The sequence below is a fragment of the Metabacillus sp. B2-18 genome (assembly GCF_021117275.1).
Lineage (GTDB): Bacteria > Bacillota > Bacilli > Bacillales > Bacillaceae > Metabacillus.
The window spans coordinates 2,279,333-2,301,892 of sequence record NZ_CP088245.1 but is presented as its reverse complement, the minus strand read 5'-3'; the positions used below and the strand labels follow the sequence as shown (position 1 = coordinate 2,301,892).

At 36.8% G+C, this 22,560-nt stretch carries 27 protein-coding genes; 1 reads left to right on the top strand and 26 read right to left on the bottom strand.

Annotated elements, in window-relative coordinates:
* Nucleotides 1–59: 59 nt before the first annotated feature.
* The 8 genes from LPC09_RS11620 to LPC09_RS11585 all read right to left on the bottom strand — a co-directional run bounded on the left by LPC09_RS11620 (nt 60) and on the right by LPC09_RS11585 (nt 7,021).
* Nucleotides 60–287 (bottom strand): hypothetical protein, encoded by a 228-nt coding sequence (locus LPC09_RS11620; RefSeq protein WP_098796927.1) that lies wholly within the window; start codon nt 285–287, stop codon nt 60–62.
* A gap of 72 nt (nt 288–359) precedes the next feature.
* Complete coding sequence (locus LPC09_RS11615) at nt 360–1,469, bottom strand: acyltransferase family protein (RefSeq protein WP_098796928.1); 1,110 nt, start codon at nt 1,467–1,469, stop codon at nt 360–362.
* Between the two features lie 149 nt (nt 1,470–1,618).
* Nucleotides 1,619–2,608: an LLM class flavin-dependent oxidoreductase gene (locus LPC09_RS11610; RefSeq protein WP_098796929.1), complete on the bottom strand. Its 990-nt coding sequence runs from the start codon at nt 2,606–2,608 to the stop codon at nt 1,619–1,621.
* Nucleotides 2,609–2,610: 2 nt separating this feature from the next.
* The gene (locus LPC09_RS11605; RefSeq protein WP_098796930.1) at nt 2,611–2,895 is read right to left on the bottom strand and encodes a DUF3219 family protein; all 285 of its coding nucleotides are present in this window, start codon (nt 2,893–2,895) and stop codon (nt 2,611–2,613) included.
* Between the two features lie 148 nt (nt 2,896–3,043).
* The gene (locus tag LPC09_RS11600; RefSeq protein ID WP_176551043.1) at nt 3,044–3,196 is read right to left on the bottom strand and encodes a hypothetical protein; all 153 of its coding nucleotides are present in this window, start codon (nt 3,194–3,196) and stop codon (nt 3,044–3,046) included.
* Nucleotides 3,197–3,206: 10 nt separating this feature from the next.
* Nucleotides 3,207–4,358 (bottom strand): Ger(x)C family spore germination protein, encoded by a 1,152-nt coding sequence (locus tag LPC09_RS11595; RefSeq protein ID WP_098796931.1) that lies wholly within the window; start codon nt 4,356–4,358, stop codon nt 3,207–3,209.
* Nucleotides 4,359–4,382: 24 nt separating this feature from the next.
* Nucleotides 4,383–5,453: a GerAB/ArcD/ProY family transporter gene (locus LPC09_RS11590; protein ID WP_098796932.1), complete on the bottom strand. Its 1,071-nt coding sequence runs from the start codon at nt 5,451–5,453 to the stop codon at nt 4,383–4,385.
* Complete coding sequence (locus tag LPC09_RS11585) at nt 5,450–7,021, bottom strand: spore germination protein (protein ID WP_442920023.1); 1,572 nt, start codon at nt 7,019–7,021, stop codon at nt 5,450–5,452. Before LPC09_RS11585 ends, LPC09_RS11590 begins: the two co-directional genes overlap by 4 nt.
* 357 nt (nt 7,022–7,378) lie before the next feature.
* Here LPC09_RS11585 and LPC09_RS11580 point away from each other — a divergent pair, with 357 nt between their 5' ends.
* Nucleotides 7,379–7,567, top strand: coding sequence for a hypothetical protein (locus LPC09_RS11580; RefSeq protein WP_098796933.1), 189 nt, complete (start codon nt 7,379–7,381; stop codon nt 7,565–7,567).
* Between the two features lie 13 nt (nt 7,568–7,580).
* Here LPC09_RS11580 and LPC09_RS11575 read toward each other — a convergent pair whose 3' ends face one another.
* The 18 genes from LPC09_RS11575 to LPC09_RS11490 form a co-directional block, all read right to left on the bottom strand.
* Entirely contained in the window at nt 7,581–8,438 is an 858-nt protein-coding gene (locus tag LPC09_RS11575; RefSeq protein ID WP_098796934.1) for an energy-coupling factor ABC transporter ATP-binding protein, read from the bottom strand.
* Between the two features lie 28 nt (nt 8,439–8,466).
* Nucleotides 8,467–9,243: a cobalt ECF transporter T component CbiQ gene (gene cbiQ, locus LPC09_RS11570; RefSeq protein ID WP_098796935.1), complete on the bottom strand. Its 777-nt coding sequence runs from the start codon at nt 9,241–9,243 to the stop codon at nt 8,467–8,469.
* A gap of 10 nt (nt 9,244–9,253) precedes the next feature.
* Complete coding sequence (locus tag LPC09_RS11565; RefSeq protein ID WP_098796936.1) at nt 9,254–9,532, bottom strand: energy-coupling factor ABC transporter substrate-binding protein; 279 nt, start codon at nt 9,530–9,532, stop codon at nt 9,254–9,256.
* 2 nt (nt 9,533–9,534) lie between these two features.
* Entirely contained in the window at nt 9,535–10,293 is a 759-nt protein-coding gene (locus LPC09_RS11560) for an energy-coupling factor ABC transporter permease (protein ID WP_231309547.1), read from the bottom strand.
* A gap of 143 nt (nt 10,294–10,436) precedes the next feature.
* Entirely contained in the window at nt 10,437–11,084 is a 648-nt protein-coding gene (gene bluB / locus LPC09_RS11555; RefSeq protein ID WP_098796938.1) for a 5,6-dimethylbenzimidazole synthase, read from the bottom strand.
* Nucleotides 11,085–11,091: 7 nt separating this feature from the next.
* Entirely contained in the window at nt 11,092–11,979 is an 888-nt protein-coding gene (locus LPC09_RS11550) for a GHMP family kinase ATP-binding protein (RefSeq protein WP_231309546.1), read from the bottom strand.
* 26 nt (nt 11,980–12,005) lie between these two features.
* Complete coding sequence (gene cbiB, locus LPC09_RS11545) at nt 12,006–12,974, bottom strand: adenosylcobinamide-phosphate synthase CbiB (protein WP_121661714.1); 969 nt, start codon at nt 12,972–12,974, stop codon at nt 12,006–12,008.
* Nucleotides 12,968–13,687 carry an adenosylcobinamide amidohydrolase gene (locus LPC09_RS11540; RefSeq protein ID WP_231309545.1) on the bottom strand — a complete coding sequence of 240 codons (720 nt, stop codon included), beginning with the start codon at nt 13,685–13,687 and terminating at the stop codon, nt 12,968–12,970. The genes cbiB and LPC09_RS11540 overlap by 7 nt, the downstream gene beginning before the upstream one ends.
* Before the next feature lie 10 nt (nt 13,688–13,697).
* Complete coding sequence (locus LPC09_RS11535) at nt 13,698–14,303, bottom strand: histidine phosphatase family protein (protein ID WP_231309748.1); 606 nt, start codon at nt 14,301–14,303, stop codon at nt 13,698–13,700.
* 7 nt (nt 14,304–14,310) lie between these two features.
* Nucleotides 14,311–15,054: an adenosylcobinamide-GDP ribazoletransferase gene (cobS, locus tag LPC09_RS11530; protein WP_231309544.1), complete on the bottom strand. Its 744-nt coding sequence runs from the start codon at nt 15,052–15,054 to the stop codon at nt 14,311–14,313.
* Nucleotides 15,051–15,584, bottom strand: a complete 534-nt coding sequence (gene cobU, locus LPC09_RS11525) for a bifunctional adenosylcobinamide kinase/adenosylcobinamide-phosphate guanylyltransferase (protein WP_098796943.1) — start codon at nt 15,582–15,584, stop codon at nt 15,051–15,053. The genes cobS and cobU overlap by 4 nt, the downstream gene beginning before the upstream one ends.
* Nucleotides 15,581–16,687, bottom strand: coding sequence for a threonine-phosphate decarboxylase CobD (gene cobD / locus LPC09_RS11520; RefSeq protein WP_231309543.1), 1,107 nt, complete (start codon nt 16,685–16,687; stop codon nt 15,581–15,583). The genes cobU and cobD overlap by 4 nt, the downstream gene beginning before the upstream one ends.
* Nucleotides 16,687–17,262, bottom strand: coding sequence for a cob(I)yrinic acid a,c-diamide adenosyltransferase (cobO, locus tag LPC09_RS11515; RefSeq protein WP_255301596.1), 576 nt, complete (start codon nt 17,260–17,262; stop codon nt 16,687–16,689). The genes cobD and cobO overlap by 1 nt, the downstream gene beginning before the upstream one ends.
* Nucleotides 17,263–17,832 carry a nitroreductase family protein gene (locus LPC09_RS11510; RefSeq protein WP_098796946.1) on the bottom strand — a complete coding sequence of 190 codons (570 nt, stop codon included), beginning with the start codon at nt 17,830–17,832 and terminating at the stop codon, nt 17,263–17,265. It lies immediately after the preceding gene.
* The gene (cobA, locus tag LPC09_RS11505) at nt 17,819–18,613 is read right to left on the bottom strand and encodes a uroporphyrinogen-III C-methyltransferase (RefSeq protein WP_231309542.1); all 795 of its coding nucleotides are present in this window, start codon (nt 18,611–18,613) and stop codon (nt 17,819–17,821) included. The genes LPC09_RS11510 and cobA overlap by 14 nt, the downstream gene beginning before the upstream one ends.
* Nucleotides 18,610–19,677, bottom strand: a complete 1,068-nt coding sequence (cobT, locus tag LPC09_RS11500) for a nicotinate-nucleotide--dimethylbenzimidazole phosphoribosyltransferase (protein ID WP_176551044.1) — start codon at nt 19,675–19,677, stop codon at nt 18,610–18,612. Before cobT ends, cobA begins: the two co-directional genes overlap by 4 nt.
* Nucleotides 19,661–21,190 (bottom strand): cobyric acid synthase, encoded by a 1,530-nt coding sequence (locus tag LPC09_RS11495; RefSeq protein ID WP_098796948.1) that lies wholly within the window; start codon nt 21,188–21,190, stop codon nt 19,661–19,663. The genes cobT and LPC09_RS11495 overlap by 17 nt, the downstream gene beginning before the upstream one ends.
* Entirely contained in the window at nt 21,183–22,559 is a 1,377-nt protein-coding gene (locus tag LPC09_RS11490) for a cobyrinic acid a,c-diamide synthase CobB (RefSeq protein WP_231309541.1), read from the bottom strand. The genes LPC09_RS11495 and LPC09_RS11490 overlap by 8 nt, the downstream gene beginning before the upstream one ends.
* Nucleotide 22,560: the final 1 nt, after the last annotated feature.

Here is a 22,560-nt window from a genome sequence, read left to right as displayed (position 1 = left end):
GCAGCTGAAATCAAAAAATAATGACCATTTACGAAGCCCGCTAATTCTACTGAACCCAACTATATTTGTTTTCTTACCTCATCTCTCAATGATTCAATCAAATTATCTGATAAGTTTGCCGGTAATGATGTTTCATTTTCAAATACCCATGCATTGATTAGTTCAAGGTCTGATTTCTTAAAAGTAATACTGTATTCTTTATTGCTATGTGTAAAATCAGCTGTTACACATTCTTCTCCGTCAAATCCATCATCAATAACCATATGCTCAATTTCAAATTCCTTCATATTATAAACTCCTTTTTTATGATCATATTTATAGATTTGACTAGATCTTAACTATTATTCACAAAGAATGCCCTATAAAATCTTTTTCATACCGGGAATTTTAATAATAAGGCTACTAATAAAAAAGCAAAGAATGATGGCTAAACAGCTCACAATGATCCATTCAATCATTGGATAAAAGATTCCATGAAATAATAAACTCAGTCCAACAATGATTGCTGGATGAATAATATAAACGGTATATGCTGCTTGTGCTAAGTTATTTTTAAAAGAACTTGGTTTGTTAACATGTTCTTTAAAATAAGCTAGAAATCCTAAAATAAAACCAATTGCAACAAAAGGTTCCCACAATGCATAAACAAGCGCTTGAACATTAATACCGCCTTCAAACTCTAGACCACCATCCAAAGCACCACTTGCAATTAAAGCAATTGGTAACACTGGAATCGTTATAATAGAGATCAACTGCCATCTTTTCACAACTTTCTTATTTATTAACTCTAACCAGTTATGGCGCTTAGCGATAATCCCCACAATAAACAACAAAATATAGGAAGGGAAATAACCAAATTGTAATCCTAAAAAACTCTCACCAACAGGATAAACTAGTCTAACAAGAAATGCTGTTATCCCTAGCAGGATAGCTGTAACGAATAAACGTAATGACGTTGGTGGATGTATTTTCAACACAGTCTTTTGCTTCATTAACTTACGAATAATAACATATAAAATAGTAAAATAAATGAGAGTTTCCACGAACCATAGTGGTCCAAAATGTATCGTGTGGAAGGTAAATACTTCTTTCATATAGTAGGTTGATAGAGACATCGTTTCATGGAAATGAGTATAATAGGTAATAACAGGACCTAATATAAACACATAAAAAAGCAATGGAATGCCAAGACGCATAAAGCGTTCCTTTAAAAAAGAGGAAGCTCCTTTTCGGTCATATGAACCAGGTGTAAAATAACCCGAAATGAAGAAGAAAAACCCCATAAAATAAGCTTGATTCACAGCTGTGAAAAGGGTTAATACAATCATAGAAATTGTTAACTCATCATCATCAACAACTTTATAAATCCAATCCCCACCTGCTCCATATGCAATCGCAGTATGATGAACAATAACAACGATTGTTAAAATAACTCTTAAATAATCTAAATAATATAATCTTTTCCCCATATAATACCTGCTTTCTTTTTTATCGTTCCCAGTCTTTTCTATTTTATATAAAATATTCCTCAAAGATAAGACTGTATTTAGTTAAAAAAAGTTTCTACCAAAACAAAAAAAGCACGCTTATTGAAACGCACTTTTCCAAAAAAGTTAAATTAGCTATTAGCGATTAAACGGTATGATTGTAAACGATCTTCTGGGGAATGAGTGATCGTCACAATCATGATTTCATCTGCATGATAATACTTTTTTAATTCAGCTAGTTGTTGTTTAACGGTTATAGGATTCCCGATAATTGATTTTTGCTTTCTCTTTTCAAGAGACTGTTTTTCATTTTCGGTTAGTTTATATTTTTTCGCTTCCTCAATAGAGGGTATTCCCTGTTGGCCTTCACCTTTTCCTTGCTGTATTCCCCATATGAATGAACTTAGGGCGATATCTTCAGCTCGCTCAGTTGTTTCCGCACAAATCACTGATACAGTTAAGATGACATAGGGATGTTTTTCTGATTCCTTTGATTTAAACGCATCTAGATATTGTGTAATCATTTCTTTCCCGTCATTCTCACTCATGAATTGCCCAAATGCGTAACTCAGTCCATTTTCTGCAGCTAGTAAGGCACTTTTCTTACTTGTACCAAGAAGCCACACTTCAGGAGCAATGTCTGGGACTGGAGCGGCAGAGATTTTAGAATAGGGATGATCTTGAGGAAAATCTCGTTGAATAAAATGAAGAAGTTCTTCAACAGCTTTCGGCATGTCCCACACTTGCTTTAAAAAGGTATCAGATAATGCATTTGTTGCTTCGGCTGGACCACCTGGTGCTCGTCCTATACCGATATCTATTCGATTTGGAAACAATGTTGATAGCATGTTGTAGGTTTCAGCCACTTTATATGGTCTGTAATAAGGTAATAAAACAGCTCCCGAACCAATTTTTATTTTGCTTGTGCCTGCCCCAATGTAACTTAACATCACTTCTGGTACTGAACAAGCAAGCCCTGGTAAATCATGATGCTCAGCAATCCAATAACGTGTATACCCTAATTCTTCCCCAACTTGCGCGAGCTTTAATGATTCGTTTAACGCCTCTTGCGCAGTTTGATTTGATGAAATAGGTGATTGATCTAATATGCTTAACTTCATCATTACCCCTTTACCTCAAGTAAACGTAATGAAAAAGTCGCAACTTGCCCTTTTTCATAAAGATTTGTTAATGAAGTTGAATAGTTAGTTATGATTGCCTGAAAAGAATGCTCTTTCTCAGGAACTTTCACAAGAAAATTGTTTTCATAAAGTATTGTTGTGATTTCATGATATTCTTCACTAGTTACGAAAAATTCGATAGAAACGCTAAGTAAATTTTGTGTTATTTCTTCATTGTAACTAGTTATTTTAAGTAACTTGTTGTTAAGATAAATTTCTTTAACCATTCGTTTTGCCTCCTATCTCATTTCCATCATATAATGAAAAACCAAAGATGAAAAATATAATGACTTAAATAGCTTCATTAGAAGAACCCTCAGAAACTAATTCAACAAAGAAAACCTTGTAAAAAATACTTTTACAAGGTTTTCACCCTTATTCATTTTCTTCTTTATTCTTCCAATTTGGATTGCCAACCTCATAAAGCTTTCCGCTGATCCGATAAAGAACAAAAGGTATAAAAAACGCTAAAAACATGCAAAACAATTCACTGACAGTGGGTATTAAAAGCTGAAAAAAATCTCCCATTTTACCTCCATCATTGTAATGTTGATCGATTTATTGCTCCACTTTTACTAATTACTGAGTTAACAGTCACATCAATTTTGGCTTCTTTAAAACAATTTTCTCCATAATCCCATTTATCCTTCATTTTCTCCCATTCATCCGGATACTTTACACTCAAAGTTTCCCCGAATTTAAAAATATCAGTTTGCAGTTCTTGTTGAACTTTTTTAATGGCTATATCAGTAAATTCATCTATTCTTTTTTCGATTGCTTGTTCTGTATGGTCTAATTCCTCATCATTTAATAAATCAAACGTTTTATAAGTTTCTGGAATTGAACCTGATGTTTTAATATTTACCTTAAAGGTAATATCATCGGGGCTATTAAATGTAGGCGTTATATCAGATTGAACTTCTTCCATTTCATAAACAACAACCTCATCATCTACTTTTGCTTCTAAAAGTCCGCCTTCTATCTCCCCTGTTATAAAATTTACACCTTCCGTAGCTTCTTCCCCAATAAAACCAACCAGTTTATCTGAACTTCCGTTGAATACAGCATGACCTAGTATCTTTACTTCTTCTTCATTTATTTTTTGAATCATCTGTACCATGAAGCTTTCACGATCAAGTAATTTTTCATGTAAATCACCAATTCTTGTTGGTGGGATCATTCTTGCATTTTTATAATTGTTTTTTGAAATGGATTGAATATACATGGTTGGTAACTTTTCATTAGCAGGTCTCACTTCAAGAATATCTAGCGCATTCTCTGGTGTAATCATCACTTGAGTCCCTCTTCGCATTTCTGGATACCGGAGAAAATAGTCCAGAACATCAGGAAAATAATCTGATTTTGCTACCTGTTCCGAAAAAACAATGAGCTTAATGTGCTCATAGAAAGGAGATCGACTTGTTCTAGCAGCCACTCGTCTAACTGTTTCAAACATGGTATTTCCTGATGAAACAATATTTTGAAAAGCAGGATCACTATCTGCATTCATACCTATTGCAGATGGAACGACAAATTGTTGAGTTAATTTGAGAGGCATTTTGCTATTTTCTTCATCTAAATCGATTCCTGCACCAATAACAAAACCACGCTGCTCTATCTCAATTGCATCCCAACATCCACTACAAAGGAATAAAATAAGGAAAACGATAAGTATCTTACATTTATGCATGTTGAATAACCTTTCTTATTTTTGTTAGGAAAAAAAATAAAACTGGAAAATAACTCCATAGAAAAAGCCAATACCAGCAAGTATTTTTCCTAGCAGCTGAATTTGATATGCATTCTCCGGTGTTACCGCAATAAAATAAATTAGCGGTGATAGGATAAGAATAATCGTTTTCCTTTTTAACTTTGTAATAGAATGTAGCAAATGTATGCTAATATCAAAAGCCATTGAACAGGTGTTAAATACTGTCATAATCCAAACAGTAAAAAAAATGGACTCAAATCTTTCAATAAATCCTCCAGGTGCTTCAATCTCCTTAGCAATCTCTATTGTCGGATAGATGATTTCAGATGTAGCTAAGTTTCCAAAAACCCCTATTGCAATAGCATAGATCACCAGATAAAGTAGAATCGGAATTCCTATTCCAACCATCGTCATTTTTGGTGCGTCTTTTGGTGACTTTAAAAGGGAAATATAGACAAGGATAACGGTGTATCCAACAAAAGAAAAAGTCGTTTCTTGTGCACCTTGCCAATACCCATTGAATGAAGTTGTAAAAGCTGGTTGAATATTAGCTAACTTAAACAATGAAATATTCGAAAGCTGCACAATCAATGTGACCGCAAGTACGATTGGTAAAAACATTAAATTAAGTCTTAATAAAGCAATTCTTGAGCCTGATACACAATAAACGACAACTAACAGAAATGTGAGTGCTATAGCGTCAATTGGTGTTTGATCAAACATATAAAGCTTTGAAATATTGGCAATCACTCTTGTTTCTAATGAACAAGTAAATAGAAATGCGAGTGCCAGTATAGAGGTTAATCCCAACGCAACCGGTTTCGACATCATATCCGATGTATACTCAAAAAACGTTTTTTTTGGAAACTTTGAAATACTTTTAGCCAAGAGCCACCCGAAAAATAGAAAGAAACTTCCACTTAATATGATAGAAATCGTACCGTCCAATCCTTTTGTGTGAGTTGCTACGAGACGAGGCAAGGTCAGGACTCCAATTCCAATCATCATTGAGGAAATGATAAAAGCCAATTCCTTCCCTTCTATTTCTTGGTCAGCATATTCTACTGTTTTCATTGGCCTTCCTCCTTTTTCATACGACTCTCGTCTTCTGGTTCCAAATAATGTTGTCGTTTCTGGAAAAAAGTAAGAGGTGCCCGAAACACGAGATCTTTCCAATCACTGTAGAATGTTGGTGCAAAAGGTGTTGTATATGGGACACCCACTGATTTTAAGTTAGCCATATGGATGTTGATCATGATATAAGCCAAAATGATCCCATAGAACCCAAAAAAGCCAGCTACAATTAAGAAGAAAAAGCGAAGCATCCTAATTGTAATAGCAAAGGAATAAAATGGAATGGCAAAGGTAGAGATAGCTGTAACTGCTACCACAATTACCATAATCGGGCTTACAATACCGGCACTAACGGCAGCTTCACCAATAACTAAACCACCAACAATACCTACTGTTTGTCCAATTGGCTTTGGAAGCCGGATACCAGCCTCACGTAAGATTTCCATTGTTATTTCCATAAAAAGTGCCTCTATCAAAGACGGAAATGGCACTCCATCTCTAGTTGAAGAAATGGAAAAGGCAAGTTTTGATGGAATCATTCCGGGGTGGAATGAAACTAAAGCAACGTATAAGCTTGGTAAAAATAAAGCAATAAACGCACATAAATATCTTAATCCTCTTATTAATGAGCCAATATACCAGCGTTCATAATAATCCTCTGGTGATTGAAGGGTTTCCGCAAACGTTATTGGCGCTATAAGGACAAATGGTGTTCCATCTAAAAAAATAGCCACCTTTCCTTGTAGAATTGCAGCGGCAACTTTATCAGGTCTTTCCGTATTTTGAATTTGAGGAAAGGGAGATAAAAAATCATCCTCAATCCATTGTTCAACATAACCGGATTCAAGAACATCATCCATATCAATTGATTGAACACGCCTTCTTATTTCTTTCACGATTTTAGGATGAACAATTCCTGCTACATACGAAATAATAAGGTCCTTTTTAGAACGTCTTCCTACTTTAAATGATTCAAAATGTAAATTAGGATCTTTTATCCTTCTTCTTAAATGAACAATATTTGTTTGAATATTTTCTGTAAACCCATCTCTTGGTCCACGTACTAATGCTTCTGTAACAGGCTCTGAAATGCTACGGCTTTCCCAACCTTTTGTTCCGATCAGCAAAACTTTATCTTCTGAATCAATCATTAAAGCCGTATCACCTGAAAGAATCGCTAAACTCACATCATCTAGCGTGTTTGTTATCTTTACTTCAGGAATAGCTACTATCTCGTTTTCAAATTTTTCTAGTAGCTTCTCAGTTGAATAGTGATCAATCTTATCTTCTTTAAGCTCGGATTGTATAGTACTAATAATATAATGATTGATCGTTTCTTTGTCAGCAAGACCATCAAAGTAAATGAGACAAAGCCCTTTGTTCCCGAATGATAACCTTCTAACGATTAAATCGTTTGGAGAATCCATCAAATCTTGAATTTGTTTGATGTTTTTCTCCATATCTGAAACCAATTCCGGCTTAGGGCCACCAGTATCCTTCTTTTCTTTAAAGTATTCCTGCTGTTGGAACTGAGCTTTTCTCCTTAAAAAACCAAACAAGTAAAACACCTCTTTTTAAGTCAGAAAGTGGTTTCTATCTGATTATTTATAACCAACTGAAAAGAGACTATTCATGTGGAGATTAGTTACAAAATATTTTAAAAACTATAACGAAGTACAATATCATTACTTCGAAAAAATAAAAAAAGCTGTTATGCAGCTCTTTTTTTAAAGTTATTATATTGCGTTAAAAGGTTTAATAAAAACCATGCACTAATGACAAAAATTGTTACTTAATATTCATTCTCGGAATATGACTTCACCCCAAAATATTTATGAACAATCTGCAAGATTAAAAATATGATATAGAAAAGTAATGAATGATTATATCTTTTTATATACAAATAACAAAAAGGAGTGCTTTAGGTGTTTGATCGACATCCTTTTTTATTTTTAGCATGTATAATTGCAGGTTTTGCTTTAATTAATGTACCTTTAAGTGAACCTTTAACTCCACTTAGTCATTTGGTTATCTTTTTAGGCGAACTTACTGTTTTATTTTTCTCATTTGTTTTAATCTTTCATGGCATTTTATTTGTTTTCGGAAAGAAATAAATGTACCCCCTCTTTATTTGGAGGGGGTTTTATCAGCTAACAATTTACTCATCAAGTCAAATAATTCTGTTTTAGTTGAAGGATATGTTGATGATGTTAAACCAGTTGATTCAATCAGTTTTTCATAAACCTCCATCATCCATGGCTTTTCTAAGTGACTTTTCTGAAGAACGTTAATTTGTTGAAACACATCATTTGGTTCTCCTTGAGAAAGAATCTCCCCATCATGTAACACAATGACCTCATCCGCCCATTCATAAGCAAGATCTACATTATGTGTAGACAGGATAATTGTTCGATCCCGGTTATGGAGGGTTCCAAGTAATTCCATAATCTTTCTGGAGTAATAAGGATCCAGTCCAGCTGTTGGTTCATCTAAGATCATAAGCTCTGGCTCCATTGCTATCACACCAGCAATTGAAACTCGCTTCTTTTGACCAATGCTGAGAAAATGTGGTGGTTTGTCTTTTAATGATTCTGTTTCTGTTAGTAGCATCACTTCTTGCACCTTTTGCTTTACAAGATCAAGTGGTAATCCTAAATTTTTCGGACCAAACATAATGTCTTCATATACACTTGATGAAAAAAGCTGGGAATCAGGATTTTGAAAGACAATGCCTACACGTTGACGAAGTTGTTTGATTTCTTTTCGATTATAGTTGATTTTTTTCCCTTTATAGGTAATGAAACCTTTTGAAGGCTTAATAATACCATTGAGGAGTAGAAATAGAGTGGATTTACCTGCCCCGTTATTTCCTATTAAAGCAATTTTCTTACCTTGCTCAATTGAAAAGGTGATATCGTTTAAAGCCATAGTTCCGTCCCCATATTGATATGAAACATGTTCTAATGTAACGAGTGGTAATAGCATAGGGCACCTCATTTCTGCGAACTAAGATTTATCTTGTTAAAATGGAAAAGGTGAGAAGCCCCACCACTACCACCAAAATCCCGGCACATCGAGACCGGTTAATAGCTATTCCTATTTCAATATCATATAATCCCTCTTCACCACCACGACTTTCAATCGCTGTTTGCAATTCTTTTGCAGATTGAGAGGATTTTATGAAAAGACTAACAATTAATTGTGCTACTGATGTGATCCAGTCCTTATGATTTTGATAGCCTAGCCTACTTGACTGCGCAAGAAAAATTTCATGCGTTTTATCTAAAAGCACGAAGATAAATCTGTACGTCATTCCAACTAGTTCAATGAATAAGATTGGAAGCCTTAATTGTTTTAATACCCACAGAATCTGGTTGATGGAGGTAGTTAGAATAAGAAAGTATAAGCAGCTTATACTAGCTATCACGGTTGTACCAAGATCAAAGGCTTGTTTCAAATTCGCTAAACTAGTATAGATCGACCAAGATCCTATTTCTATTTGCCAAAGCGGATCTGCCATACTGCTTATTGGAGTAACTGAAATCACAATCGTCATCATACTTGTTAGCAAAAATATAGATGGTAATAATAAAAGCTTTATATATTGAGATAACGGTATTTTAGCTGCAAGAACAACACTGATGCTCATGATAAAGAATGTGAGACAGGCTATGCTTTTATTTTTCGTGATAATCGTAAAAAGCAAAAAAACAAACGCAAACGCTACTTTCTCAGCTGGGTGAACGTGTTTCAGACCATTTATATAGGCGTACTGATCAATTTTTAACATTCAAGCTCCTTTATTCTTTTGACGAGTATTTTTTTCTAGCTCGTCCAAAGCCGATCACATAACCGATAAAAATAGCACCTGCTGCGGCTTGTAAAGAGAAAAGCAAGCTTTCAATTTCACCACTTGGAGGTTCCCAAATCGATGAAAACCAAGGCTCATACGATGGAGCCAATTCCCCAATCATTTCTTCTGCTTGGCCATCTGCTCCGCCAAACTCCGCATCTTTTTGTAAAAACAAAGGGAAAATAGCTAATAAAATAACAAGTAAAAATAACAATAAGTTTTTCATCTTTAGCTTGCCTCCTTAACAGTAGGTAAGTGCGTTAATTCAGTCATATTGTATTTTATTAACAAATTCATCACGATAACTGTTAATAACCCTTCACTTATTGCTAGTGGAATTTGTGTAATACCAAAAATACCAGCAAACTTAATAAAAGAAGCGAAAAATCCACCCACCTCGGCAGGAAACGCTAGTGACAATTGAACAGATGTGACAATGTATGTACCTAAATCACCTAGCATTGCAGCAAGAAAAACAGATACAGCAAAGGACAGCTTCATTTTTCTTCCTAATTTATAGATACCATATGCGATAAATGGCCCAACAACTGCCATCGAAAATGCGTTTGCTCCTAATGTTGTTAACCCACCATGTGCTAATAATAATGATTGAAATAGCAACACAATCGTACCGATCACACTCATTGCTGTTGGTCCAAATAAAATACTACCTAAACCAACTCCAGTTGGGTGAGAAGTACTGCCCGTTACGGACGGAATCTTTAGGGCTGATAAAACAAAGGCGAATGCCCCGGAAACACCTAGCATTGTTTTCAATTCAGGATGTTCACTCACATTTTTTTGAATACTTTTTAAGCCAAAAATGATAAACGGCAGTGTAAGTGCCCACCAAAAAACAGCCCATCCAATTGGTAAAAATCCTTCCATTATATGCATTGCATAGGCACTTTTGTATGAATTTACCCAAAAATAACTTGTTAATCCTAAGACAGCTATTAAAAGTGCCCAATTATAGTTTCTTTTCATTCCAATTTCCTCCTACAGAAAAAATGAATGGTTGTCCATCATTTGCATCTATTAAAACTAAACAGGCTGGCTCAACCAAAGGTCTTGGTTACCATTTAAGCTTTACTTTTCAAGTAACGAGTAAAGCACCTGCTTTGAATATTTTACGAACTACTACCCCATGTTTCTTTATATATTAGTTTTTCTAGCGATCGTCTTTTTTCCCATTTTGCCGATTCTAAAATTGGTGCCTTCGGATAATCGTCTGTATAGCCAATCGAAATCAATGCAACCGGATCAATATGTGGTGGAATACTTAATATATCGCGCACATCAGCTTTTTTATAAAAGCTAACCCAGCCCATTGCTAATCCTTCCACACAAGAAGCCAGCCACATATTTTGAATCGCACATGCTGTTGACATCATATCTGTTTCAGGAATCGAGTTACGACCTAAAACATGTGAGCCACCTCTTGTTGGATCACATGTTACACAAATTGTTAATGGAGCTTCTTTTAATCCTTCAATTTTAAGAGAAAGAAATTTGGAGGCCCGCTCATCTTCTTCATAATGAATAGCGAGCGCTCGTCTTTCCTTATCTGCTGCCCAAGCTAATTTCTGCTTGATTTCATCTGATTCCACTAAGATAAAATTCCATGGCTGCATAAAACCAACAGAAGGTGCATGGTGGGCGGCTTCTAATATTCGAGCAACAGCATCCATTGGAACAGCACCTTTATTAAAGCTGCGAACATCTCTTCTTGTTTCAATTACCTTATAAATAGCCTCTTTTTCTTCTTTAGAAAACATAATTGAATCACCTCACATTAAAATGGAGATTTTTGTCCCTTACAGCAAGCTTTTTATGACTGTAATAGAACGGAACTGCTTTAGTATGGTCAACGAGCTTTTTAAAGCGAAGCAAACAATCGTTTCTGTTTGGATGATCGTGATCTAACAGGATACCAATCATTGTCCCGCTGTGTGCAACAACGACACCACCTTGGCAGGAAGCTGCTAGTTTTTCCATTTCATCAAAGTACTTTTTAGGGAGAATTTTTTCATTTATCTTTGCGCTTATTGTTGATGCCTGACAAATGGAGCTTAAATTCTGAGATTGAATTCCTGTTTTTATTAAATGGAAGGCATGATGAAAAGCTTTCAGATCATGTCGTGAGTAGGTTTTACGCTGTTGGTTGAATTGAATCGTGTCGATATACCCACCAATATCAATTCCTATTAAATCAAATGGAGGTAAGTTACCGAACGATGCCATTAGGCTACCGTTTTTGTAGTTATAAGCCACAACATTCTCATACATCACTCCGTCAGTTGGTTCAATTTCTGTTGCGATCGTAGAGAGAATTTCATTATTTACATCAAGAAAACACCCTTCTGCGACTGCTTTCATCGCAGCAACAAGATCTGCTGAACTACTTGCCATCCCTTTTCCTCTAGGAATGTTTGAAGCAAGATATATCGTTCCTCCGACATTTCTATTAAACAAGGAAATTAACTTATTACAGGCCAAAACAGCTTTTGAATAGGAGGAATGACCAATAATGGTTTTTGTTTCATTTGGAATAAATACGGCTTTGCTCGTTAGTACCGGAATCGGCATTGTAATTAAAAAGGGCTGCTTGTTGTATACTCCCTGTACTAGCTCTCCAAATGTACCATTACCTATGCCATAACCAATTCGCATGTTGATAACCCCTGTTTCCTCTTAATCTAGTATACGTACGCAGTCATAAAAATCGACAAAATGAAGAAAATAATTAAGCCTATCATCGAAGAGATATGCATAATCTTTATCGTGTGAAGAATATCATTTGCTTCAATATTTCTTTTGGGTACACCCATTTTGGCTCGATGAGAGACCATTCCATTGTAATAATTCGTCCCTCCCAGTTGAATACCCAATGCTCCGGCGACTGCTGCTTCTGGTATTCCACTATTCGGACTAGGATGTAGTTTTGCATCATTTTTGATGCTACTCCATGCCGCGCGAATATCAAGACGTACAATCCAGCAAGCAGCTAGAATAAGGACAGCTGTTATTCGAGCCGGAATATAGTTGCAAATATCATCTAATCGAGCTGAGGCCCATCCTAAATTTTGATATTTCTCATTTTTATAGCCTACCATTGAATCTAGTGTATTAACGGCTCGATATGCCATAGCTAAAGGAGCACCGCCGATTAATGCAAAAAAAAGCGGTGAGATAATTGCATCTACAATATTTTCAGCAACCGTTTCAATTGTTCCCCTGCTAATCTCGTTTTCATCAAGGAAATCGGTGTCCCTTCCAACAATCATGCCTAGGCTTTTTCTTGCTTTAGGAAGATCTTTTTCTTGTAAAGGCTTGTAAACTTCTCTTCCAGCGTCTGCTAAACCTTTTGTCGCAATTGTTGTGGAAATAAGCCAAATCTCTATACATATTGCAAGCCAATTATTGATTTGATGAGCAATGATAAGAATGATCACAGTCAGTAAGTAGGTTAATCCAACAATAACAATCGGAAAAAGTAACCCAACAACCTTTAGTTTCCTTTCATCATGAAAGAATTTTCTAATGAGTTTTTCTAGTAAGCTAATACCTTTTCCTATATAAATAACAGGATGAGGTAAGCTTCTTGGATCTCCAACGAATCGATCAATAAGATAAGAGAAAACAAGCATAATTGAATGAGTTAACATCGAAGCTTTTCTTCCTCTCTCCAATTTGTTACAACTTCAGTTAATGCATCGTAAACTAAACATCCAATTGAATTGCCGATGGTTGTTGCTGTTCCAGCAAACTGATGGGTAGGATAGGCAGGTTCTTGTGTAGCAGCAATTACGACCGAATCAGTTGTGGTACCTGTAGCATCCTCTCCAGCTTCATCAACAATATGTAAATCCTGTAAAGCTGCAGCCTTTGCTTCAGTTGCCGTAATAATGCAATTGATCATAGCAGAATGAGTTAAGCTTCCATCTATAAATATAAATGTATTGATTGTCCCATATTGATAGGCAGAGTATGTTTTTCGCTTTTTACCAGCTCTCGCCTTGTTTCCTACACCCGCTGTGACACAAACAACCATTTTGAATTCATCTCCGTGTATTTCTTGAACAGATCCTAATTCAATTTTTGCTGCAGTTTGAAGACCAATTGTTTGTTGTTTGGGATATCCCCAAATATTAACTTTTTCCTCAATTTGTTTCACTGGATTCTTTGAATCATATCGGAGAGGTACTTGCCAGTTGAAATAATGAGTAGCCATTTGAAATCCACCACCATAGACGGCACTGCTAAAAGATTCTAATGGAAGAGTTGATTCAAAAATTAAATGATCATCTCTACGTTTTAATGAGAGTTCAGGCCACACTTTTGAGTGGTAATGTAGTTGATTTTTAAAAGGTTGTACCATGTTTTTCACTTCATCCTATTTTTTGTACTGATCGTATTTTTTCTGTTTGTTGATCAAATTCCAGTAAAACCCCGCTACCATGCTTTATTCCTTCTACATCCCAAAACTTTGTTGAATTCCCTAAATAATAATGGCTTAAAAGCCAGCGGATAGGACCTTGATGACTAACGATTAAAATGGTGTCGTTAGGGGTGTGCTGACAAAGTACTTGTTTGAACCAAACATGAACACGATACCCAAGCTCATTAAGCGTTTCTCCATTAGGAGGAGCGAGTTTAAAAGGATCATTGATCCAATTTGTCACAAGCCTAGGTGCTTCAGACATGATTTCGTCATAGGTTTTACATTCCCACTTACCAAATGAAAGCTCTCTTAGTGCAGCATCTGTAGCTGGTTTCATTTGAAGCATTTCACCGATTATTTGCGCACTCTCCTTTGCACGCAAAAGGTCACTTGTGTAGAGTGCTGAGATGCTTTCTTTTTTAAGCGTATTGAGGAGATTATTTGCTAAGCTTTGAATTTGTTGCTGACCTAAATTGTTTAAAGGTGCATCATAGTGACCTAAATAGCGTCCAGCTGCATTTTCGTTTGTTTCACCATGTCTAATAAGGATCATTTCCACCTTAAAACAACCTCCAAATCGCAATCGCCAAGAATAATGATACACATTCACTCCATTCGATGATGGCCCCGTAGCAATCTCCCGTTAACATCCCAAGCTTTTTAAAAACATACAAAACAAAAATCGTACTAACAATAACAGATAAGATAATTAAAATGAGACCATGAAAGCTAAGTAAAAAGAATGTTATAGCTAAAACAAACGCCAGGTTTAAGACGATAACAGGAATTGATAAATAACGGTGAAGACCTTCACCTAATCCACCTTCCTTTTTATAAGGAAAAGCCTTTATAGAAAAAATGAGCACAAAACGAGCAAACAAAGGTGAAAAAATGAGTAGGAAGGTAAGATTCATAGAAAGCAATTCGTAGATCGCCATTCCTTTTCCTATCATTAATAAAATAGCTGCAATCACACCCATTGCACCGACCCGACTGTCTTTCATAATCTCAAGCATTTGCTCACGAGAACGATTGCTTCCCAAGCCATCAGCCAAATCCATCCACCCATCTAGATGAAGACCTCCTGTAATCCAGACCCATAACACTAAGAGGAAAAAAGCTGTAATTGTGAGTGGAAAAACCTCGACGAGTAATACGGAACCTAAAGCGATAATCATACCGATCAGAAGTCCAACCAGCGGATAAAAAATCACACTTTTTTGCCAATCTTTACTCGATAATTGGGAAGATGGAGCTGGTATTCTTGTTAAAAATGAGAGAGCAGATAAAAAGGCCTTAATCATTTCAAGCGCAATGGCAACCCTGACATGACGGCAAATACTTCATCAGCTGCTTCGGCTGTTAATTGATTCATTTTACCGAGCACATCTTGATAAAACCTTCCTAAGCGATACAAGGCCACTCCTCCTAATCCTACTTCACTTGAAACAATAATAACGTGTTCTGTAAGCTGTTTGATTTGCTCTAGCCAACTTTGTAACTCTAATAAAATCGTTTCCTGATGGTCTTTTGATTTTAATTCTTCTTCAGGGATGCTCATACAGCGGTTTGCTAACCATGTTGACAAACAATCAACTAAAATAGCTTCGTTATCTTCATTATTAGATCCAAAGATAGGCAATTCAGTAGGGTTTGACAGTAAACCCCAGTGATTAGGGCGACGCTTTTGATGAACTTCAATTCGCTGTTGCATTTCATCATCTGTTATCACACCAAATCCTACGTATAAGACATTTGTACTTTCATTAGCCAAGCGTTCTGCATACTCACTTTTACCAGAACGAATTCCACCGGTTATAAAGGTGATGGTCATCCATTTTCACATCCTTTAAGCTTCACATCTATTAATGCATCTAGTAGCACATTGTTTTCTTCTTGAGACCTAATAGCGATGCGAAAATCATGTTCTGTTAATCCTTTATACATGGAGCAGGATCTTATTAAAATCCCTTTTTGTCCGAGTTTCCATTGAAGATCCTGAGCTCCCATGTTTTTTTGTGATCGAACTAATAAATAATTAGCCTGTCCGTCAAAAACGTACCATCCTAGTTCACGTTCAATTTTTGATTTTACATACTGTCGTTGTTCCGTAATAAGAGTGATTGTTTCGTCAGCATATGCTTTTTCGTTTAAGCAATATTCCCCAGCCATTAGGGCTAGCTGATTCACGCTCCAAGTTACTTGTTTTACGATCATTTTTCCAATAAGCTCAGGATTCGCAATTGCGTAACCTAGGCGAAGACCTGGTATGGCGTAAAACTTTGTCATCGACCGAATAATGATCATATGTTGATAGTTTTCTAGATAAGGAAGTAGAGTAAGGTCCGACCCGTTAGCTAAAAAGTCAATAAATGCTTCATCAATCACGACATACGTATTTGATTTTTCTGCTGAATCTGCAATTTGTTTTAACTCATCCAATGTATAGACTGTACCTGTTGGATTGTTAGGATGTCCGATAAATAGCAGATCCACTTTGCTTATTAAGCTTAAAAGTTCTACCATATTAGGCTTTAGGTCGTCCTCATCTCTTCCGTAGCAACCCTCCACTTTTGCACCAAAAGCTTTTGAAAGCTGTTCATATTCAGAAAAACAAGGATAAACAACACCAACAGTTTTCGGTTTTAAGGCAAGCAGGACAAGAGCCATACATTCGGCAGCCCCATTTCCAATGACGAGCTTAGAAGAAGGAACGGATAGAACTTCTGCAAGTTTACTTTTAAGTTTTCGTTGTCCGGGATCAGGATAATGGATAATGCTTTCAAGCTCACTTTTTAAGCCCTCCATTACTGACTGTGGTGGACCCAAAGGATTAATATTTGCACTGAAATCCAGTACCTTTTTTCCTTCAAGCCCAAATACATTTGTTGCAGTAAGCAGATCTCCTCCATGACCAAATTGCTCCAATACAGTCATTAAAATTCAATTCCTTTCACTGCAGGTATGCCCTCGTGATAGTAATGTTTAACTTCCTTCATTTCTGTAACAAGATCTGCTTCAGCCATGATTTCCTCTTTAGCAGAGCGTCCTGTCAGAATCAAATGCATATGCTCCGGACGAGATTTTATCAAATCTATGACCTCATGTAGTGGAAGAACATCATCAATAGGAAATTTTTCAATGGCTAGAGCATTATTTAGCTCATCTAAAATCACAACATCATAAGAATGAGTTGCAATTTTTTCTTTCGTAAAAGCCCATGCTTTTTTTAACGCTTCGCGGTGCTCTTCTGGTGTTTTAGTCCAAGTAAACCCAATCCCAGTTTGATGCATTTCAATGCCAATTTTGTCAAACTGAAGCTTTTCTCCATATGTACGAGTTGGAGATTTAATAAATTGAATGATGAGCACTTTTTTTCCACGTCCTGTTGCTCGGATGGCAAGACCAAGTGCTGCGGTTGTTTTCCCTTTCCCATTACCTGTATAAACGAGCATAAGGCCACGTTGCTTTGATTGACTCATAAGCTCCCCCCTCGTTTGGTTAGTTTGCAACTACAACCAAATTGTTTTTTCTTCATATGACGTTCTTTTTGGTTCTTTCATTTTTTGGAGAGAGTCTTCGTTGGGATATCCAATAAAAATGTTCCCAATCACCTTTTTGTTTTCGGGTGCACCGATAAATTGATGAAGGCGCTCATCATGAACAAGACCAACACCTCTTGTACGCCAAACAAAACCAAGTCCAAGCTCTTTGGCAGCAAGCCACATGGAATGAATTGCACAACAAACGGCATATTCATTATCTTTTGTGGCGTCATCATCTCCTGGGACAACATCAGAAGTAACAACGATATGAACAGGTGTTGAGGTTAACACTTTAATGGAGCTTTCAACTAAATGTGGCTTCGTTGGAAATCGTTCCTCTAAATATTCCTTAGCAAGAGCTTCATATCTGTCTTTTGCCTCACCCTTTATCACATAAAAACTCCAAGGCTCTCTCATACGGTCGTTTGGAGCCCATGTTGCCGCTTCAAGCAACACGTTGATTTTTTCATCTTCTACATCTTGTTCACGGTAATCTCGTATTGCTCGACGTGTTTTTAACTCATTAATGATTGACATACTTCTCCTCCTCGTTATTACTTGAAGCTTCTCTTTCGTTAAACCACTTAATCTTTTCACGAAGGTTAACAACTTCACCAACAATGATGATGGAAGGATGTTCCATTCCTGCTTCTTTGACGATTGCTTCAATTGTGTTTAATGTGCCAGTAACTGTTCGCTGCTTCTCAGTTGTTCCCCACTGAATGACTGCAACCGGTGTGAGACTGTTTTTGCCATTTTCAATAAGCTTTTCGCATATATAGTGCAAGTTTCCAACACCCATGTAAAAAGCGATTGTATCGATTCCTTGTGCGAGAGCCGACCAGTTGATACTGTCCTGTTTCTTTTCTGCCCGACCATGGCCTGTTACAATAGCGAATGATGAAGCATAATCCCGGTGTGTGACAGTAATTCCCGCATATGTTGGTGCAGCAATTCCTGATGTGATTCCAGGAACAATTTCAAACTTAATATTTTGTTCGGCTAGTACTTCTGCTTCTTCCCCCACACGTCCAAATACAGAGGGATCGCCACCTTTTAAACGAGTAACAACTTTACCTTGTAATGATTTTTCTACAAGCAGATCATTGATTTGTTCTTGAATAAGTTCATGCTTTCCAGGAAGCTTTCCACAAAAAATCAGTTCTGCCTCAGGCTTTGCGTGGTCTAACAATCTTTTATTTACTAAGCGATCATATAAAATCACATCTGAATTTTGGATACATTCTAATCCATAGACGGTAATTAATTTCGGATCCCCAGGTCCTGCTCCTACCAGATACACGGTTCCTTTGGTCAAAATTCTCCCTCTCTTCTATTTTCATTCTTGTTGGATATTCCCGCTGATTGAAATGTAGCCATCTCATTTAGCATGTTTGTTGCTGATTGTAAAATGGGAAAAGCAACAGCAGCTCCAGATCCTTCTCCTAACCGCAAACCTAATTGAAGAAGTGGGTCTTTTTCTAAAAAACGAATAGCCTTACTGTGACCTTTTTCGACTGAGCGATGACCGATGAACATATAGTCAGCTGCAGTTGGGTGAATGCATTTGGCAATAACAGCCGCTGTTGAACAAATAAATCCATCAACAAGGATCGGAATCCGATTTTCTGCCGCAGCCAGCATTGCACCTGCCATTGCTGCTATTTCTAATCCTCCAACCTTTGACAGAACATCAAGTGGATCATTTGGATTAGGTTGACGAGCTTTGATACTTCGTTCAATGACCTGCTGTTTTATTTTGCGTCCTACTTCTGAAATACCTGTTCCGATTCCAACAAGTTCATCTAGATTTTGATTAAGGATCACAGAAAGAATCGCACTGCTTGCCGTGGTGTTCCCAATTCCCATTTCACCAACAATTAAGCATTTTATTCCTTTTGCTATCATTGCTAGTGCTCGTTCATAGCCAATTTCAATGGCTTTTTCAGCTTCTTGTCTTGTCATCGCATCTTGCTTACAAAAATTAGCTGTTCCGTACCTTACCTTTTTTTGGACAAGTTCACTTGATTCAATATCTTCGGCAACACCTACATCCACAATTTCAAACATCGCGTGTATTTGTCGTGAAAACACATTTATCGCTGCTCCACCGTTTAAAAAGTTTTGAACCATCTGAGCTGTCACATTTTGAGGAAAAGCAGATACCCCTTCTTCTGTTACACCATGATCAGCGGCAAATATAATAACCCCTGGTGGTGTGACAGTTGGAAAAGGCTTGCCAGTCATTTCGGCTAGCTCAATAGCAATTGCTTCTAATCGTCCAAGACTACCGGGGGGTTTTGTTAATGTGTCGATATAGGCACGAACCCTTTTTCCTACTCGTTTATCAAGAGGTGGAATGTCATTATATATGTGAATCAATTTTTACACTCCTTTGATGAAATCTTTCCATTGCATGTTGAATGAAGGTAAGATCAACATGGTTTCGCACATGATCAGCTAATAGATCAAATGCTTCCTCTCGAAGCTGGTTAAATGAAATTCTTTCTTCTATAGGTGTTAATCCCTTACTAATACGAACCGCGTTTAAATACCCTTTTCGAAAATCATCGTTATGAAAAACACCATGAAAGTACGTGCCTATAACCTGCTCATCACTTGTTTTACATCCATCAACTGAATCTGACAGCTGAATAAGTGGTGTACAGTCGCCACTCACATTTGTTACTCCCATATGGATTTCATAACCCTTTACATGATAGGATTGATCGTTAAAATGTAAGTGTCCTTCTGACAGCACGGTTGTTTTATCCTTTTTCATTGTGGTAAGTAGCGGGAGAAGACTTAGCCCTTCCATCTCATGGTGTGATGATTCAATTCCTTCAGGATCAGTGATCTTTAAACCTAGCATTTGATATCCACCACAAATACCGATAATATGAGTTTGCTTCTTTTCATGTAGCTCTACTATTTTTTGAGCAATTCCACTTTCTTTAAGAAACTTGAGATCTTCTATTGTGTTTTTGCTTCCTGGTAAGATGACAATATCCGGATTTTTCACCTGATGACTTCTCGTAACAAATCGTACATGACAATCCTGCTCATGAAAAAATGGATCAATATCAGTAAAGTTTGAAATTTTTGGATACTGAATAACAGCAATATCTAATTCTTTTTCTTCATTGACCGCAGAAGTATATTGATTTAAAACAACGGAGTCTTCGGCATCGATGTTAAGATGAGGGATATACGGGATTACTCCTAATACCTTTTTACCTGAATATTCTTCAAACCATTTAAGTCCCGGCTCTAAAAGGCGAACATCTCCTCTAAATTTATTAATGATCACTCCAATAACTCGATCATGGTCTTCTCGATCAAGCAGTTGCAGTGTTCCTACTAAACTAGCAAAAACACCGCCTTTTTCAATATCACCAATTAATACAACTGGAGCGTTTGCCATTCGGGCTACCCGCATATTGACAAGCTCACGATCATTTAAATTGATTTCGGCAGGACTTCCAGCACCTTCTATCACAATTCGGTCGTATGTATTTGTAAGATTTGTGAGTGATTCTTGAATTAATGCTAAGCCTGTTTGAAAAAACACTTTTCGATACTCCCCAGCCTGCATGTTTTTATAGGGCTTTCCATGAACAACAATTTGCGATTCATAATCACGATTTGGCTTAATTAAAATCGGATTCATATCCGTTGTTGCTTGAATAAAAGCGGCTTCAGCCTGCACACCTTGAGCCCGTCCGATTTCCTTCCCATCGATCGTAATATATGAATTTAATGCCATGTTTTGCGATTTAAATGGTGCTGTTTTATATCCATCTTGTGCAAAAATTCGGCAAAATGCTGTGACAATTACACTTTTTCCTGCATCAGAATGCGTTCCCTGAAACATGATCGGCAAACCCTTACCCATATGTTTTTATTTCCTTACAAAAAGTTATCCAATTCTCGACCATTTCAGGACAAGAAGCAAAGTGAAAGTGCGTGTATCCTGCAACTAGATTATGAGTTAAACAGCCTTCAAGCTTAGTTCCTCTCATGCTTTTTGTTTCATAAGCATTCGTAAAGTCAGAGTGTGGTTCAAAAGTTGAATAATGAAATTCATGACCTCGTGCTTTTTGATTTTCATTGATAAGGAAATTTCCTTTTCGACCAGTAATATCTCGGTAGCCCAATGCCACTCTTTTTGTGTGCATTTTAACTTCACCTGAAATGACTCCAACCATTTCATAACGATTTTCTTCACTTGTTTCAATGCCATTTGTTAAATACATGAATCCACCACATTCAGCAAGTGTTGGTAAACCTTGCTCAATCGCCTCTTTTATAGATGACTTTGCTTTATCGTTGTTTGAAAGCTCACTAGCAAATTCCTCAGGAAAACCACCACCTATGTAGAGACCATCTGCTCCTTCAGGTAATGCTTCATTTGCAAGTGGTGAAAAATATAGAAGCTCAGCACCTTGAGTTTCCAAGATTTCGAGATTTTCAGGATAATAGAAATTAAAGGCGGCATCTTTTGCTACAGCAATCTTTACTGATGCATCTTTCTTTTTATCGAAAAGAGAAGAGATTGGTTTATCCTGAATTGGCTTTGCTTCAGATAAAGTAAGTAATTTGTCAATGTCGACGGTTTCGAGTACCAATTCACCTAATTTGTCAAAGAAAGAATCTAATTCTCCTCTTTCAATGGAAGGAATAAGCCCAAGATGACGTTCAGGTATTTCAATATCATTTTCTCTTTTTAAATATCCGATAACAGGAACATCACATTCCTGCTCAATGGCTGTTTTGACAAGCTTGAAGTGACCTTCACTTCCAACTCTGTTTGCAATAACACCGACGATATTAGGACCTTCAGAAAGCATTTGAAATCCTTTAACAATTGCCGCAGCACTTCGAGCCATGCTTGCACAATTAACGACCAACAAAACAGGACTCTCTGTAATCATACTAATTTCGGCTGTACTTCCTACGTTTGTGCGTGGGTCTTTTCCATCATAAAACCCCATCACACCCTCCATAATGGAGATATCTGCCCCTTTACTTCCATGAGAAAAGATGTCTAGCACCTTTTCTTCTGACAGCATCCAGCTATCAAGATTTCGAGAAACACGGTTTGTAACAGCTGTATGATAAGAGGGATCAATATAATCTGGTCCACATTTAAAGCCTTGCACGGTTAAGCCTTTTTTTCTTAATGCTGACATTAAACCAATTGTTAGCGTTGTTTTTCCAACACCACTACCGGTTCCAGCAATGACGATTCTACGTTCAGTCACC